Origin of the sequence: Corynebacterium sp. HMSC08A12 (genome assembly GCF_001807485.1) — a bacterium.
Classification (GTDB): domain Bacteria; phylum Actinomycetota; class Actinomycetes; order Mycobacteriales; family Mycobacteriaceae; genus Corynebacterium; species Corynebacterium evansiae.
In genome coordinates this window covers 19,577-34,466 of record NZ_KV789190.1, presented here as the reverse complement: position 1 = coordinate 34,466, position 14,890 = coordinate 19,577, and the positions used below count along the sequence as shown (strand labels likewise).

Here is a 14,890-nt window from a genome sequence, read left to right as displayed (position 1 = left end):
GCCGCTGGCGGCACGCAGCTCCGGACGCTTCGCCCGCTGGCAGCTCCGGCCGCGGGGCCTAGCCGCCGTAGTCGATGCCGACGTCCTCGCCCCAGAACACCCGGTCCACCACGCGGTGGGCCTTGCGGGTCTTCTTCAGGTAGTCGTCCAGGAACTCCTGGGCCTGCTCTGGCGGCCAGTGGGCGGCAGCCGCAACGTGGCGCAGCTGGTCGCCGTGGCTGGGCAGCTGATCCTTCCGCTTGCCCTTGACCAACACAATCGCGTTGCGGGCGATGGTGGCGGTGATCCAGGCATCGCGCAGAATCTCCGCATCGGATTCGGCGATATACTCGCCGCTGGCGAGCTCGCGCAGGGTTTCCAGGGTGGAGGTGTTGCGCAGGTTATCCGCGTCGTCCCCGTGCTGCATGGTGAGCAGCTGCACGGTCCACTCCACGTCCGTCAGGGCGCCACGGCCCAGCTTGGTGTGCGTCTTGCGGTCCGCGCCGCGCGGCAGGCGCTCGGCATCCACTCGCGCCTTCATGCGGCGAACCTCCTGGACGACCTTGTCGTCCACACCTCCCGGCGGGTAGCGGAAATCGTCGATCATGCGCAGGAACTCGATGCCCAGGTCCTTGTCGCCCGCGATCCACGTGGCGCGCAGCAAGGCCTGCATCTCCCACGTCTCGCCCCATTCCTTGTAGTAGCGGCGGTAGGAATCCAGCGTGCGGACGACCGGGCCGTTGCGCCCCTCCGGGCGCAGGTCAATGTCTACGTCCAGGGGCGGATCCTGGCTGGGCCTTCCCAGGCGCGTTCGCACCGTGTCGCAAATGCTCGTGGCCCACTTCAGCGCCTCTGATTCGTCCGCGCCTTCGACAGGCTGGGCGACAAACATCACGTCGGCGTCAGAACCATACCCGAGCTCCGCACCGCCCAACCGCCCCATGCCGATAACGGTGATGCGCGCCGGCGCGTTGGCCACATTCTCGTCCTCCCAGAAGCGAATCTCGGCGCGCAGGGCGGCCTCCAGCACCGCGTCCCACACCCAGGACAGGGAAACGCAGACCTGCTCCACGTCCATGAAGCCAAGCAAGTCGGCGGCGGCGATGCGGGCCAGCTCCGCGCGGCGCAACGAACGGGCGACAGCGATGGCTTTATCCGGGTGGCGGTGGCGGCCGGCGGCTGCAACCAGGGAGTGGGTGACGACCTGCGGTTCGCGCTCCAGGAACTTCGGGCCGGTGGCGCCGTCGGACAGGATCTTCACCGAATCCACGGAATTAAGGAACAGCTCGGCGACATAGGGCGAGGTGCCCAGGATGTGCATGAGGCGCTTGCCCACGATGTTCTCATCGCGCAGCAGGCGCAGGAACCAGCTGTAGTCGTGCGCGGCCTCCGAGAGCTTGCGGTAGTTCAGCAGGCCAGCGTCCGGGTCGACCGTCTCCCCCAGCCATTCCAGCAGCGTGGGCAGGATGATGGCCTGCAGCTTGGCCTTGCGGCTGCTGCCCGCGGCCAGGGCGCTTAGGTGCTCGAAGGCACGGTCCGGGTAGGCGTAGCCCAGGGCGGCCAGCTGGCGCTTCGCGGCCTCCGGCGACAGGCGGATCGTGTCGGCTTGCATCGCTGCCACGGAGGACAGCAGCGGGCGGTAGAACAGCTTCGAATGCAGCTGGCTGATCTCCAGGCTCACGCGCTTGACGTCTGCCGCCAGCTGCTCGTCCATGGTCTTGGTGCCCTCTGGGCGGCAGCCGGAGGTGCGGCCCAGCCACACGCGGGCGGCCTTGTCCTCCTTCGGCGGCAGGGTGTGCGTACGCTTCAGGCGCTGCAGCTGCAGGCGGTGCTCCAACAGGCGCATGAAGGCATAGTTTTCCTGCAGGTTCTGGCAGTCCGCGCGGCCGATGTAGCCGCCCTTGGCCAGGGCGCGCAGCGAGGCGACGGTGGAGCGAGTGCGCAGCGATTCGTCCGTGCGCCCGTGCACCATCTGCAGCAGCTGGACGGCGAACTCGATGTCGCGCAGTCCGCCAGGGCCCAGTTTCAGCTCGCGGGCGCGGATGTCATCCGGGATGTTCTCGATCACCCGGCGGCGCATGGCCTGCACGTCGTGCACGAAGTCCTCGCGTTCGGCGGCCGACCATACCTTCGCTGCCAGCGCGTCGACGTACTCCTGGCCTAGCTCCAGGTCGCCGGTCATGGGGCGTGCCTTCAGCTGTGCTTGGAACTCCCACGTTTCGGCCCAGCGGTTGTAGTACTTCACGTGCGATTCCAGGGTGCGCACCAGGGCACCGCTTTTGCCTTCGGGGCGCAGGGCGGCGTCTACCTCGAAGAACACGCGGCTGCCGATGTTGATGAACTCGCCCGCCCAGCGGGTGGCCTTCGGGTCGGCGGGTTCGGCGACGAAGATGACGTCCACGTCGGAGATGTAGTTCAGCTCCTGCGCGCCGCACTTGCCCATGGCCAGCACGGCAAGGCGGGCGGGCTGCTCTTCCGGCTCGTACACCTGCGCGCACGCGACGGCCAGGGCGGCGGTCAGCGCGGCGTCTGCCGCGTCAGAGAGTCGGCGGGAAACTAACTCGAACTCGACGGGCTCGGCCGACTCCTCGCCGCGCTGCACGAAGGTGCCCGCGACGTCGACGGCGGCGATGCGCGCGAGGATGGTGCGGTAGGTTCGGCGCATTGCGTCATCGGCCTCTGAGCCTGTGACGCCCGCCCGAAACACCCGCTCGCCCGAGCCTTCAACGGGGGTTGCCGAGACGCTGCCGAGCATAAGCTCCATCATTTCCTCGGCCGAGGGCATGCCGTTTTCGAGCTGCTTCCACTCCGCCGGGTTGGCGACGATGTGGTCGCCCAGCATGGACGACGCGCCGAACAGGCTGAGCAGCCGGACGGCGAACTGGCGGGATTCGTTGACGCGCGTCAGCAGCTCGGCGCTGGTGCCTGCACTGCCGGTGCTGCTGCCGGTGCTGCCAGAGCCGCTACCGCTTCCGGCGCCAGCGGCCGTGCCGGCGGAGTCCGCGGCGTCCGCGCGGTCGAGCGCCTCCACCAGGCGAATGAGGTTGTTCAGCGCCAGGTCCGGGTCGCCCGTCGAGGCAAGTATCCACATCTGCTCCGCGTGCTCGGCATCCACCCAGCCGAGCTGCTCAAGGTCCTCCTGCGCCTTGGGGTGAGTCAGGCCCAGGGTGCGGGCGGTTGGCACGGAGGAACGCGAACTGCGAGGGCGGGTCATAGGGTGAAGGTGCTCCTGGAACTCTAGGAAGTAGTGGGAGGGGTGGAAATGCGGGGGGGAGCCGCAGACTAGGCGACTAGAAGGACAGGTTGTTCCGCAGCTCCCACGGCGTGATCTGCGACTGGTACTCGTACCACTCGCGCCACTTATTGCGCAGGAAGAACTCGAACACATGCTCGCCGAGAGCATCGGCAACCAGCTCGGAACGCTCCATCTCCCGCAGGGCGCTGTTCAGATCCGAGGGCAGATCCTTGTAACCTGCGGCGATGCGCTCGCGGCGGGTCATACGGGAAACATCCTCCTCCGCCGGGTTGGGCAGCTCGTAGCCCTCCTCGATGCCCTTCAAACCTGCGGCCAGCAGCACCGAATAAGCCAGGTACGGGTTGCAGGCGCTATCCGGCGAGCGGACCTCCACGCGGCGGGAAGCCGCCTTGTTCTGCGTGTACATCGGCAGGCGCACCATCGCCGAGCGGTTCGACGCACCCCACGCCGCCGCACGCGGAGCCTCATCGCCGGAGGTAATGCGCTTGTAGGAGTTCACCCACTGGTTCGTCACCGCCGTGATCTCCGGGGCGTGCTCCAGAATGCCCGCAATGAAGGACTTCGCAGTACCCGACAGGCGCAGCTCGTCATCCGGGTCGTGGAAAGCATTGCTCTCCCCCTCGAACAGGGACATGTGGGTGTGCATCGCCGAACCCGCGTGCTCGTGGAAGGGCTTAGGCATGAACGTGGCGGCCACGCCGTTGCGGCGGGCTACCTGCTTAATCAGGTAGCGGAAGGTCATCACGTTATCCGCCATCGTCAGGGCGTCGGCGTAGCGCAGGTCGATCTCCTGCTGCCCCGGCGCGTTCTCGTGGTGCGAGAACTCCACGGAAATGCCCATGTGCTCCAGCGCGCTGATCGCGTGGGCGCGGAAAGCCGGCGCGTCGTCAGTGACCGCCTGGTCGAAGTAGCCGCCGTTATCCGTCGGCACCGGCGGATACCCCTCGGTCTCCAGCTCCTTGACCAGGAAGAACTCAATCTCCGGGTGGACATAGCAACTGAATCCCTGGTCCGCTGCGGCCTTCATCTGGCGGCGCAGCACCTGCCGCGGGTCCGCCCACGAAGGGGTGCCATCCGGCATCGCAATGTCGCAGAACATGCGCGCCGACAGCTCACCCGTATCCGATTTGAATGGGAAGATCTGGAACGTCGACGGGTCCGGCTGCGCGATCGTGTCCGACTCCGCGATGCGGGAAAACCCCTCAATCGCCGACCCGTCGAAGCCGATGCCCTCCTGGAAAGCCCCCTCTAACTCCGCTGGCACCACCGCCACGGACTTGAGGTACCCCTGGATATCCGTGAACCAAAGGCGAACGAAGCGGATGTCGCGTTCTTCCAGCGTGCGCAGAACATATTCCTGTTGGCGATTCATATCCCCCATTGTAGAAGTTCCCTGCCCGGCTGCGCCCCCCGTTTGCACTAGGCTGCGCCCCCGTTCGCGCCCGCCCGCGCCCCCCCGTTTGCACTAGTCGAAGGTTGAGCGGTTGGAGCTATGGGCGTCACCTAGAATGAACAGCATGACTGCAACATCTGGAACATCCGGCTCCACCCCCAACGGCTACCTGGTCCCCACCAAGAAGGTGCGCATCGCCGACCTGAAGGCGCGCAAGGGCACGGGCGAGCCGTTCGCGATGCTGACCGCCTACGACTACTCCACCGCCGTCGCGTTCGCCGAGGCGGGCGTGGAGATCATGCTGGTCGGCGATTCTGCCGCGAATGTGGTGTTTGGTTACGACGCCACCCAGCGCATCAGCATGGACGAGATGGTCTACCTGACAGCCGCCGTCGTCCGCGGCGCCGGTAATGCCGCCGTGGTCGCTGACCTGCCCTTCGGCACCTATGAGGCTTCGGATGAGCAGGCCGTGAAGGCCGCCACCGAGATGCTGCATCGCACGGGCGCGCACGCGGTGAAGATCGAAGGCGGGGTGCGGATTGCGGATCGCATTCGCGCTATTACTGACGCCGGTATCTCCGTGTGCGCGCACATCGGCTTTACTCCGCAGTCCGTCAACCAGCTGGGCGGTTTCAAGGTGCAGGGCCGCGGGGCTGGCGCAGAGCAGCTGCTGGCCGACGCCCGCGCCGTGCAAGAAGCCGGTGCCGACATGGTTGTGCTGGAGATGGTGCCCGCGGACGTGGCGGCTTCCGTGACTAAGGAGCTGGACATCCCGACGATTGGCATTGGCGCAGGTCCGGACTGCGATGGGCAGGTTCTGGTGTGGCACGACATGGCTGCGTTCCCGGCCGGTGGGCACCGTCCGCGCTTCGCTAAGCAGTGGGCTTCGGTGGGTTCGGACCTGACCGCCGCCGCGGCCGCCTACAAGCGAGAGGTTGCTGAAGGCGAGTTCCCGGCGCAGGAGCACTGCTTCTAGCCCTGCTGGATTGGGCTGGCTCCCTGCTGCCCGCCCTGGCTCCCTGCTGCCCGCCCCTCCTTCCACCGCGCCACACCAGCCCCACGGTTCACTCTGACCCCTTCCGGGCGGGCTGGCACCCCTTCCCAAAACGCTAAATGTCGTTAAAGTGGGAATTCGTCTTCCCGTAAAAATTGTTCCAGAAGCTGAAACTCTCCTGACCTACACCTTTACAGTGTCTGCAATCGTTGCCAGTAACGTATTCCCACTTTAACGACATTTAGCGCGCCAGCCACCTCCAGTCACCACGCCCAGGCCGCCACGAGCCCACGCCAGCCACCGTCAGCCACCACTAGCTTTGCTCAGAAATGTAAACCGACAGCCGAACCGCCATGCCGCCGCCAGGCGAGTTTTCCAAACCCATCCCTTTCCTTTCTCGAATCGATTCTGGCCTCTCCCCAAAATGAAAATGGGGATTTAACGTAAACTCTTTCCCTCCCTTAACAGCATAAACACCGGAATCCACATAGCCGCCGCAAAAGATTGACTTCTCATGCTTATCATCCCCCTGCCCCCTACATCCCACAAGGTCATACTGCATTAGCTCTGGGTCACTAGACAAAGCGTCTAGAACCTCTCGATGGTACTTCTCCAAAAAGGTCTTCTTTTCGTAATCCACTCTCACGGTATTTATTGGGGAATTTTCCGTCACCATTGGAACCGCCCTTCCGTTACCGTATTTATCCAGGGTGTAGATCCTGGAGGATATTTCACCCGGGAACAGCACTAATTTGAAGGACAACGGAATAGAAATCACGTATATCGAAAAGGACAGAGCAAAGAAAACTACCCACATACGGGATTTTCTGCCGGGATTCTTTTTTCTCCAAATCGATCTGGAAATCAAAATGATGATTGCCACCCAGGCCATAATGCCGGACAGAACAGTAAAGAGTATCAACCCGTGAAAGATGAGATCTAAAACATTAGCCCCTGGGGCAACATCAGAGACGTCAAAAGTCCGATAGAAAACATCTACGTCCACACGCTTTTTGCCCCTTTGTTACGCCTGCACATAGTGACCTGCCTTGAACTGCGCGTTTGATCAACACTTAGGACAGTACAACAGTGCTGGGCGGTTGGGGTTAGATGGCGTCCAGAATAACGAAGATGGCGGCGACCAATCCGCAGATCAAGACTGCCGCAGTCACCGCGACGACCGAGCCGACGTTCGCGGTGAGGCGTTCGGCGCGCAGACCGGCGCTAAAGCGCAGGTAGCGGCGCCTTTGGGTCAGCAGAATGAGCGCCGCGAGCAGCACTAAAACTCCCGCGGCGGGCAGGACGATCACGCCGTAGCGGCCGATCCACCGGAACAGCATCGCGCTGACGACCAACAACGCCAGCAAGGTGCGCTGCCACGACAGGCTGGTGCGCTCCGGTTGAAGTCCCAGGTCAGAGTGCGGGCGCTCGGGCACCCCACGCGCACTCTGGCGTGGCACCTCCCGCGCAGCCCCACGCACCTCCCGGCGCGTCACTTACAGCTCCATCCCAAAGTCGCCGAAGATCACAAACCCCAGCACGACCGCGCAAGCCACCACGGCCACGCCCGCCAGGAAGGGCACGATCGCGGGCACCGGCAGAGCCTTCCCGGTCCGCATGGCACGCTCCACGCGCAGCCACCGCACCGCCGCCCCCAGGCCGATCAGCATGCCGACGATCAGCACCAGCACGGCCGCGGCGCTCCACAGATGCTCGGGAACGTTCGGCGAACGGAACGCCTCCAGCGCCACCCCGCCAGCCAGAAACGCCAGGCTAGTGCGGATCCACGCCAGGAAAGTACGCTCGTTCGCCAGGGTGAAGCGCGGGTCCGGCTCTTTCCCCTCCGGCAGCAGGGTGCGCGCCAGCCACGAGCGCTCCGAGTCCTTAGTCGTCATCTTCCGCGTCGTACTCCTCGGCCTCCTTGGTGCGCTGCTGCGCGGTCTCGATGGCGGCCTCGGCCTCCTCGCGCGAGTCGTATGGCCCCATGCGGCTATCCCACGCGCTGTCCTTGCCCTGGCTCACCTGGCCGGTCTTCGTGTCGTAGTACCACTTCTGCGCATCATTTTCGCTCATAGGCTCATGTGTACCACACGCACCGGACAGCCCCCTGCCTAATCGGCCGGCCAGGCGAAACGTACCTTCCGCGCTGCGGGTTCGGCTTCGATCAGGGTTACTTTAATTGTTGACGCCTCGTCTGGGCCGCCCACACAAGTCGTCAAGATGGGCGGCTCCTCGACCAGGATTTTCGCCTTGTCTCCGCCGTCGCTGTTAAGCACCGTCGCGTTGAAGTTCTGACCTACCCACGGTTGCAGGACGACCGCCTCGGTGAGTTTCAGGCAGGCGCGGTCGACGGCGCTGGCCGTCTGGCCGCTGGATTTCATGGTGCCGAGAACCTGGTCGACGTTGGCGGTCACCCACTCCGGGATGGGCTGGGAGCTGGCGATCGCCAGGCAGATCTCCGTGGCGAAGCGGTCCACCAGTCGGCGCAGGGGCGCGGTGACGTGAGCGTAGTGGCCGCCGATGCCAGCGTGGATGCTGGGCTCAGTCTCCGCACCGTCTGCACCGCCGGCACCCTCGCACGCGCCGTCCGCGCCAGCTGGCTTCTCGCTGTCCGCGCCGCCTGCGCCAGCGGGTTCAGGCTCGGCAGCCTCGGCACCCCCGCCAGCCAGGCCGAACTGCTGATACCCCGCCCCGCGCAGAAGACTCTGCGCGTCACGCATGAGTGCCATGCCACGCGGCGTGGAGGCGTCAATATCAGCGAGCAATTCCCCGATCGGGCGGCCGGAGCGATCGAACCCCAAGGCGTGCGCGGAGTGGTCGAAGGCGGCGATCTCCTTGTCCCCGGCGGGCGGCAGGGTGCGCAGGATACCCACGCCCGCGCGCACCATCATCTCGCCGGCGCACATGCCGGCCAGCAGGGACAGCTCGGAGTTGAAGTCGTTCATCTCCTGGCGCTCGTCGATGCCCAGCAGGTAGCGCTCGGTGCCGTCCTCGGACTGGGTGCGCTCCACGGAGATCGAGGGCAAACGCAGGTTGATAGCCTTACGCCGCAGATCAGAGCGCTGGCGCGCCCGGCCAACCTCCGGCAGCTGGGCGATGGCGGGGTGCAACGTGCCGCCGTGCATGTCCGCCTCCACTTCGGTGTAGTCGAAGCGCTTCACGGAGCGGATCAGCGCGCGGTACACGGTGAAATCCGCGACCTCGCCGTCGTCGCGCAGCAGAATATCCCACACCACGGCGGGGCGGGTCTGGTCGGGCAGCAGCGAGGCACTGCCCTCCGAAAGCTCCGCCGGGTGCAGGCGGGTCGGCTCGTCCGGCAGGTACATCGTCTGGCCGCGTTGCAGGGATTCCGCCATCAGCGGCCCGGCCGGATCCACGAAAGCGCCAACGTCCGCGATGGCGTACAGCACGCGCCACCGGGCGGCGCCTTCGCCAGCTCCGTCAGTCGCATCGCCAGCATCGTCCGCACCCGCGCCAGCACCAGCCGTGCCCGGCGCGTCCTGGATGTTCACCGCCTGATCCAGGTCCATCGAACCCGCCGGGTCGATCGTCACGAACGGAATATCCCGCAGGTCGCGGCGCTGGTCGGCGTGCCGGTCGGTGGCCTGCAGTGCGTCGGCGTGGACGTCCTCCGGGAAGCGTTCCGGCAGTTGGAACTCCTCGGCGATGGCGCGGAAGTTCAGCTCGGCGGCGAAAAGTTTCATGCCTTCAAGAGTGGCACAACCGCCCCGCCCCGGCCACGCACCCAGCCGTACGCCCGGCCACGCCGGAAACCGGCACCCAAGCCGGACCCCCCAGAAGAAATTTTTGCGCCGAGACGACCTATGAGCCGGATTCTGTCCTATCCTCCGCCCACTCCGCAGCACCGCGAGGGCACGCGAAGAAGGCGTGGGACGAGGCGATCATCCATCTGAGCCCACCATTGCTGGTGGCTTCAAGCGGCCTACCTGCTCATTGTTGGGCGGGCAGCCCTAGAGCTACGCCGCACGCTTGTGCACCATCTGGGATGGCGCGCGTGCGGGCACCTTGACCTTGCTCCCGGTGGGGTTTACCTAGCCACCCCAGTCGCCTGGGGTGCTGGTGCGCTCTTACCGCACCTTTTCACCCTTACCCGCGCGTGGCGGGCGGTTTGTTTTCTGTGGCACTGTTCCCGCGGGTCGCCCCGGGTTGCTGTTAGCAACCACCGTTGCCCTGTGGAGTCCGGACTTTCCTCCGCGCCCGGCCTGCCCCGTGTGCGGGGTGGTTCCGCGCGCCGCGATCGCCCGGCCGTCTCGACAAGGCTTAACTTTAGCGCACGGTTTCTCCATCGAGGAAGTGCGTATCGTTGACCCTTCGCACCACGGCGCTGTCCTTGTTGCTGCCCTTGTTATTGACGCCCACTTCTCCCCCGGAACCATTCGAGCCATCCGGGAAGATTTCGATGACGCTCAAGCCTGCCAGGTCCAGGTGCAGCGTGCGGTACAGTGCGCCGCTTGCGCAGAGGGCGTGGCGCAGAATGGATTTGATGGGAGTGACGTGGCTGACCAGCACGACGTCCTCGCCTGGGTGGTTGCGAGCCACGTCGCGGAGGAAGGGGCGCACGCGCGCGAGCACGTCATCGGGGCTTTCGCCTCCGCTGGGGGCGGCGGCGCTGTCCCAGAAGCAGGCGTCATGCTCGAGGGGGAATTCGTCCATGACCTCGGCGAAGGTGCGACCTTCCCAATCTCCGAAGTTCATCTCGATCAGGGCCTCGGTCACGTGGACGCGCGGCTTGGCGGCGCCAGGGCCACCGGCGCTGCTGGAACCGCCGACCGCTGCGGCCTCCGCGAGTGCCTCGGCCACGGCCTCCGCGGTCTGGCGGGTGCGCTTCAGTGGGGAGCTGTAGATCGCCACCGGGCCAGCGCTGCTTCCTGCACCAGCGTTGTCACCCGCGCCGCCTGCCAGCTGCCCGGCCACGTAGGCCGCCGCCCGGCGGGCCTGCTCACGCCCGTGGGAGGTCAGCTCCGGGTCGGAGAGCCCGGAGAACTGCTTCTGCACGCTCATCACCGTCTGCCCGTGCCGCAGCACCCACAGTCGGGTCGGGTTCCCGCCGGGGTGCCACTCCGGCGCGCTCGCGGCATCGGTCACGGCCGCCGCGCCGGTGGCCGCCGCGCCCTTGCTCTCATTGCCCGCAGCGCCTGAAGCCCCCGCAGCACCCGCGAACCCCGGCGCGGCACCCCCGCCGGCCTCGACTGAGTCGGCGGCGGTTTGGAACGAGAGGGCGTCATCAAACCAGCGACCCCCAACCCCATCATCCATAGCGCGATTGGCCAGTTCGTCGGCGCGCTTATTCTGCGCGCGCGGCACCCAGTTGTAGGTAACGGCGGCGAGGGTCGCCTCGAGTTCCTTCACCCGCGCGGCCAGGGGCTTCATGTCAGGGTGCTTGATCTTCCAGCGGCCGCTCATCTGCTCGACGACGAGTTTGGAATCCATGCGCACCTGGATCTCCAGATCCGCGGCGGCGACCCCACGCATTTTCGCCACCTCAATGGCCAGCTCCAGGGCGTTGATGAGCCCCTGGTACTCCGCCACATTATTCGTAGCCTTGGCAATGAACTCCCAGCGTGCGGCTACTTCCTGGTCACCCTCCAGGACCGAACTGCCGCAGCCGGCGATGCCCGGGTTACCGCGGGATCCTCCGTCGCATTCCACGTCTAAGCGCATCATTCATCACCCTGTCTTGGCCCTCGTTCTGTCGTCTTCAGGCCACTCTATCGCAGCAGCAGGACATTACATTCAGGGCACCGCGGCACTTCCCCGCTGCCGTCTGCGGCCAGCTCGTCGATCTCCCTCAGCGACAGCGGGTCCAGCTCCATGAAGCACGCCTGGCACGTCCGCCCCTTCAACGGCGCGGCACCCACCCCGTGCTCGGCGAGCTGCTGGTCGTAGGCGTTCAGCAGCTCCGCGTTCGTGTCTTCCAGTGCCGTCCGGCGCTGGGTCAGCCGGGCCTTGATGGCGGAAATGTCGGCCTCCAGGGCGTTGGTCGCGCGGTCCAGGTTGGTCTGTGCTGCGGCGATGTCCTCGTCGATCTGCGCATGCGTCTGGTCGTCGGCTTCGTCGGCGGCGGAGTTGGCCCCGCTGAACATCGACTGCACCTTCACGGAGCGTTCCAGCCGCCCCTCCAGGTCCTTCAGCCGGTCGCGGGTGCTGCGCAGGTCGTGCTTCAGGTCGCGCCGCCGCTCGGGGTCGGTCTGCGAGTTCAGCCCCGCGATATTCGCCCGCTCGCGCTCCTTGAGCTTCGCCACGTCCTGGCGCAGGCGCATCAGGGAGGCCTGGTCGCTCCTGACCTGCGCGTTGTTCAGCACCTGCTGGCGGCGCTCCTCGCGCTTTTGAGCCTGCAGCTCCTCCAGCTTCGCCTGCTCCGGCAGGGAGTCCAGCCGCGCCTGCGCGATACCCAGCTCCTCCTGGTCGCGTGCTAGGTCTGCCAGGTTCTTTCGGTCGTCGGTCGTCCAGCGCATCGCAGTTGTCCTCCTATTTTTCGTGCACGGTCCACGGGTCGGTGCGCACGTCGATCACTGTGGTCTGTGCCTTCGTTGCCTTCTTAATGACGCCTTCCGCCTGGAAACACCACGGAAACTCACTAGCCCAGTGGGCGGTATCGATGACCGCGCATCCGCCCATGCGCAGGTGCTCATCCACCGGGTGGTGGCGCAGGTCGGAGGTGACGAAGCAGTCCACGTCCATCTTTGCGACCTGACCGAGGAAGCTGTCGCCGGCGCCGCTGGCGACGGCGACGGTGCGGATCATGGCATCGGGGTCCCCGGCTGCACGCACGCCCCATTCGGTGGTGGGCAGGCGCTCGGCTACGCGGGCGGTGAACTCCCGCAGGGTCATTGGAGTATCCAGCTCGCCGACGCGCCCGATACCCAGCTGCTGGTCGGCGGGCGTGGGCAGGGAGGTTTCCACGCAGTCGTAGGCCGGCTCCTCATAAGGATGGGCCTTGATGAGGGCTGAACGGATGGCTTCCCGCTTCGCGGCGGGGGCTACGAACTCGATGCGAACCTCCTCGACCGTCTCGACCTCCCCGACAGCGCCAAGGTGCGGATTCGCGCCTTCCGTCGGCAGGAACTGGCCGGTCACGGAGAACTCGAAGCAGGCCTGCTCATAGTCGCCCTGCGCGCCACCGCCTGCGGAGAAGATGGCGGATTTCACCGTGGGGGCGTCACTAAGAGGGACGGTGAAGCCCCACTTGTCGGTGCCGGAAGGAATCGGACGCAGAGGTGCACCCGGGGTGACGCCGAGGAGTTCGGCCAGGCGATCGTTCACGCCGGGGCGGGCGGAATCGGCGTTGGTGTGCGCGGCGAATAGGGCGATGCCGTTGCGGATCAGCTTGTGGACGATGCGGCCCTTCGGGGAGTTGGCGGGCACGGCGGTGACGCCGCGGAGCAGCAGCGGGTGGTGGACCACGAGCATCTGCGCACCCTGGGCGATGGCGGCATCCACGACGGTGTCGGTGCAGTCCAGGGCGAAGGCGACCTTGTCCGCGGGCTCGGCGGGGTCGCCACAGATCAGGCCGACCGCGTCCCAGGATTCCGCGAGGTGGGGCGGGTAGGCGGCCTCCAGGGCGGCGACGACGTCGGCGACGGTGGTTTGGTTCGCGGCGGGGTTGGTAGATGGCTCTGGCACGGATTCTCCTGGGGTACTGCTTGCTGCTTGCTTTGCGGCTGGCTCGGCTGCCAGCCCAGCTGCTCGCTCGGCTGGCTGCATGCTCCACCCAGCCTAGCCAGATCTGACACACTGGAGGAGTGCGAGATTTACCAATTCTGCTTGTAGACGTAGACGGAACGCTGATGGATAGCTACCCCGGCATCCGCGCCAGCTTTGTAAACGCCCTGGAGGCACACGGGGTGCCGGTGCCTCCCGAGGAGCGCGTGCGCGAGATCCCCGGCCCGCCGATGGTGGAGACCCTGCGGGACATTGGCCTGGAAGGCGAGCTGCTGCAGAAGGTTTTTGACACGTACCTCTCGGACCAGGAAAACGGGCGCTGGAAGGAAGCCACCCCGTTCCCTGGCATGCGCGACCTGCTGGAGAAGTGGTCGAGCGAGGGCATTATTCTATCCACGGCGACGTCGAAGTCCGAGGTGTCGGCGGAGCGGATCCTGCGCGAACACGACATGCTGAAGTACTTCGCGGTACTCGGCGCGGCCCAGGAGGATGGCACCCGCCGGTCCAAGGCTGCCGTGATTGAGTACGCGCTGGAGCAGCTGAAAGAGGCTCCCGAGGTGCGGGAATTCCTGGCTCACATGAGCGCCGAGGAAGGCCTGCAGGCCCTCGACCCGACGAAGATGTTGCTGATCGGCGACCGCATCCACGACGTGGAGGGCGCCGCACAGTCCGGCATCCCCACGGTGCTGGTTGGCTGGGGCTACGGTTCCGAGGAAGAGCACGCCAAGGCCGCCTACAGCGTGGACACGCTCGAGGAGCTGGACGCACTGGTGCAGCGCTGGGCAAACGAGGGCTAGCCGGGCTGCGCTGCCAGCGCTGCACCAGCGCAATGCAGTCCCGAACCGCAAGTCCTTGAATAACTGAAAGGAACTCAATGCACATCACTGTCGTATGCACGGGCAACATCTGCCGCTCCCCGATGGGCGAGGTGATTCTGCGCGCCGGCCTCGAGGATGCCGGCATCGCCACCAGCCACTCCCCCGCCACCGATGCTGCCGACGCGCCCGCTTCCGCCGACGCACCCGTGACCCTGAACTCCTGCGGACTCGGCGGCTGGCACATCGGCGACGGCGCTGATGGTCGGGCGGTGGATGAGTTGGCGTCATTGGGCTACGACGGCACGGCGCACCGCGCGGCACAGCTCGGACCTGCGCATTTGGGCGCCGACCTCTTCCTGGCCATGGACGACGGGCATGTGCGCGGGTTGCGCAGCGCGGGTGTTGCCCCGGAGCGCATTCGGTTGTTCCGTAGCTTTGACGCCAACTCCCCCGCCGGTGCCGAAGTCGCCGACCCATACTATGGCCACCGCTCGGACTTTACCGAGGTCGGGCAGCAGATTGAGGCCGCCGTACCGGGCATCGTGGAGTACGTGCGGGAGCAGCTGGGGCGTTAGTCCCGCGGGCGCGGGCGCCGGGATAGCTGGGGCCGGAGGCCTTTCCGCTGCTCACTGCTCGGCAGAGTTGCAGAACAGCGTCCGCGCAGACCTCAAAACGCCACCGCTGGCACCTAAATGTCGGAAAAGTTGCACAACATCGGGCCCGCAAGGCCTCCAGACGCCACCGCTGGCACCTAAATGTCGGAAAAG

13 protein-coding genes and 1 other RNA gene are annotated in these 14,890 nt (G+C 66.0%); 3 read left to right on the top strand and 11 right to left on the bottom strand.

Features of this window, described 5'->3' with window-relative positions; all coding sequences use genetic code 11:
• Nucleotides 1-58: 58 nt before the first annotated feature.
• Nucleotides 59-3,193 (bottom strand): bifunctional [glutamine synthetase] adenylyltransferase/[glutamine synthetase]-adenylyl-L-tyrosine phosphorylase, encoded by a 3,135-nt coding sequence (locus tag HMPREF3166_RS08950; RefSeq protein ID WP_070488855.1) that lies wholly within the window; start codon nt 3,191-3,193, stop codon nt 59-61.
• Between the two features lie 76 nt (nt 3,194-3,269).
• Nucleotides 3,270-4,607 carry a glutamine synthetase family protein gene (locus HMPREF3166_RS08945; protein WP_070488852.1) on the bottom strand — a complete coding sequence of 446 codons (1,338 nt, stop codon included), beginning with the start codon at nt 4,605-4,607 and terminating at the stop codon, nt 3,270-3,272.
• 136 nt (nt 4,608-4,743) lie between these two features.
• On the opposite strand from HMPREF3166_RS08945, the gene panB reads away from it, so the two are divergent.
• Nucleotides 4,744-5,604, top strand: a complete 861-nt coding sequence (gene panB, locus HMPREF3166_RS08940) for a 3-methyl-2-oxobutanoate hydroxymethyltransferase (RefSeq protein ID WP_070488849.1) — start codon at nt 4,744-4,746, stop codon at nt 5,602-5,604.
• A gap of 331 nt (nt 5,605-5,935) precedes the next feature.
• Here the strand turns inward: panB and HMPREF3166_RS08935 are convergent, their stop codons facing one another.
• The 9 genes from HMPREF3166_RS08935 to HMPREF3166_RS08895 form a co-directional block, all read right to left on the bottom strand.
• Nucleotides 5,936-6,628, bottom strand: a complete 693-nt coding sequence (locus tag HMPREF3166_RS08935) for a hypothetical protein (RefSeq protein WP_070488846.1) — start codon at nt 6,626-6,628, stop codon at nt 5,936-5,938.
• Nucleotides 6,629-6,728: 100 nt separating this feature from the next.
• Nucleotides 6,729-7,082, bottom strand: a complete 354-nt coding sequence (locus HMPREF3166_RS08930; protein ID WP_239316887.1) for a DUF202 domain-containing protein — start codon at nt 7,080-7,082, stop codon at nt 6,729-6,731.
• Between the two features lie 36 nt (nt 7,083-7,118).
• A complete protein-coding gene (locus HMPREF3166_RS08925; RefSeq protein ID WP_070488843.1) occupies nt 7,119-7,517 on the bottom strand; it encodes a YidH family protein in 399 nt (132 codons plus the stop codon).
• Complete coding sequence (locus HMPREF3166_RS08920; RefSeq protein ID WP_011273294.1) at nt 7,507-7,695, bottom strand: SPOR domain-containing protein; 189 nt, start codon at nt 7,693-7,695, stop codon at nt 7,507-7,509. The genes HMPREF3166_RS08925 and HMPREF3166_RS08920 overlap by 11 nt, the downstream gene beginning before the upstream one ends.
• A 38-nt stretch (nt 7,696-7,733) precedes the next feature.
• Nucleotides 7,734-9,326 carry an RNB domain-containing ribonuclease gene (locus HMPREF3166_RS08915; protein WP_070488840.1) on the bottom strand — a complete coding sequence of 531 codons (1,593 nt, stop codon included), beginning with the start codon at nt 9,324-9,326 and terminating at the stop codon, nt 7,734-7,736.
• Between the two features lie 105 nt (nt 9,327-9,431).
• Nucleotides 9,432-9,896, bottom strand: an RNA gene (gene rnpB, locus HMPREF3166_RS08910) — RNase P RNA component class A.
• Nucleotides 9,897-9,909: 13 nt separating this feature from the next.
• Nucleotides 9,910-11,307, bottom strand: a complete 1,398-nt coding sequence (locus tag HMPREF3166_RS08905; RefSeq protein WP_371327274.1) for a bifunctional RNase H/acid phosphatase — start codon at nt 11,305-11,307, stop codon at nt 9,910-9,912.
• A gap of 44 nt (nt 11,308-11,351) precedes the next feature.
• A complete protein-coding gene (locus HMPREF3166_RS08900) occupies nt 11,352-12,098 on the bottom strand; it encodes a CT398-like coiled coil hairpin domain-containing protein (protein WP_070488837.1) in 747 nt (248 codons plus the stop codon).
• Nucleotides 12,099-12,111: 13 nt separating this feature from the next.
• Entirely contained in the window at nt 12,112-13,266 is a 1,155-nt protein-coding gene (locus HMPREF3166_RS08895) for a Nif3-like dinuclear metal center hexameric protein (protein WP_070488834.1), read from the bottom strand.
• A 119-nt stretch (nt 13,267-13,385) separates the two neighbouring features.
• On the opposite strand from HMPREF3166_RS08895, the gene HMPREF3166_RS08890 reads away from it, so the two are divergent.
• On the top strand, nt 13,386-14,102 hold the full coding sequence (locus HMPREF3166_RS08890; RefSeq protein WP_035006198.1) for an HAD hydrolase-like protein: 717 nt from the start codon (nt 13,386-13,388) through the stop codon (nt 14,100-14,102).
• A gap of 77 nt (nt 14,103-14,179) precedes the next feature.
• Nucleotides 14,180-14,698 carry a low molecular weight protein-tyrosine-phosphatase gene (locus tag HMPREF3166_RS08885; RefSeq protein ID WP_141741158.1) on the top strand — a complete coding sequence of 173 codons (519 nt, stop codon included), beginning with the start codon at nt 14,180-14,182 and terminating at the stop codon, nt 14,696-14,698.
• The last annotated feature ends 192 nt before the right edge of the window (nt 14,699-14,890 follow it).

What these genes read in the sequence shown, in the direction of transcription:
- HMPREF3166_RS08950 (WP_070488855.1), bottom strand. Translation starts at nt 3,193, where the DNA reads ATGACCCGCCCTCGCAGTTCGCGTTCCTCCGTGCCAACCGCCCGCACC.
- HMPREF3166_RS08945 (WP_070488852.1), bottom strand. Translation starts at nt 4,607, where the DNA reads ATGAATCGCCAACAGGAATATGTTCTGCGCACGCTGGAAGAACGCGAC.
- panB (WP_070488849.1), top strand. Translation starts at nt 4,744, where the DNA reads ATGAACAGCATGACTGCAACATCTGGAACATCCGGCTCCACCCCCAAC.
- HMPREF3166_RS08925 (WP_070488843.1), bottom strand. Translation starts at nt 7,517, where the DNA reads ATGACGACTAAGGACTCGGAGCGCTCGTGGCTGGCGCGCACCCTGCTG.
- HMPREF3166_RS08920 (WP_011273294.1), bottom strand. Translation starts at nt 7,695, where the DNA reads ATGAGCGAAAATGATGCGCAGAAGTGGTACTACGACACGAAGACCGGC.
- HMPREF3166_RS08915 (WP_070488840.1), bottom strand. Translation starts at nt 9,326, where the DNA reads ATGAAACTTTTCGCCGCCGAGCTGAACTTCCGCGCCATCGCCGAGGAG.
- HMPREF3166_RS08905 (WP_371327274.1), bottom strand. Translation starts at nt 11,307, where the DNA reads ATGATGCGCTTAGACGTGGAATGCGACGGAGGATCCCGCGGTAACCCG.
- HMPREF3166_RS08900 (WP_070488837.1), bottom strand. Translation starts at nt 12,098, where the DNA reads ATGCGCTGGACGACCGACGACCGAAAGAACCTGGCAGACCTAGCACGC.
- HMPREF3166_RS08885 (WP_141741158.1), top strand. Translation starts at nt 14,180, where the DNA reads ATGCACATCACTGTCGTATGCACGGGCAACATCTGCCGCTCCCCGATG.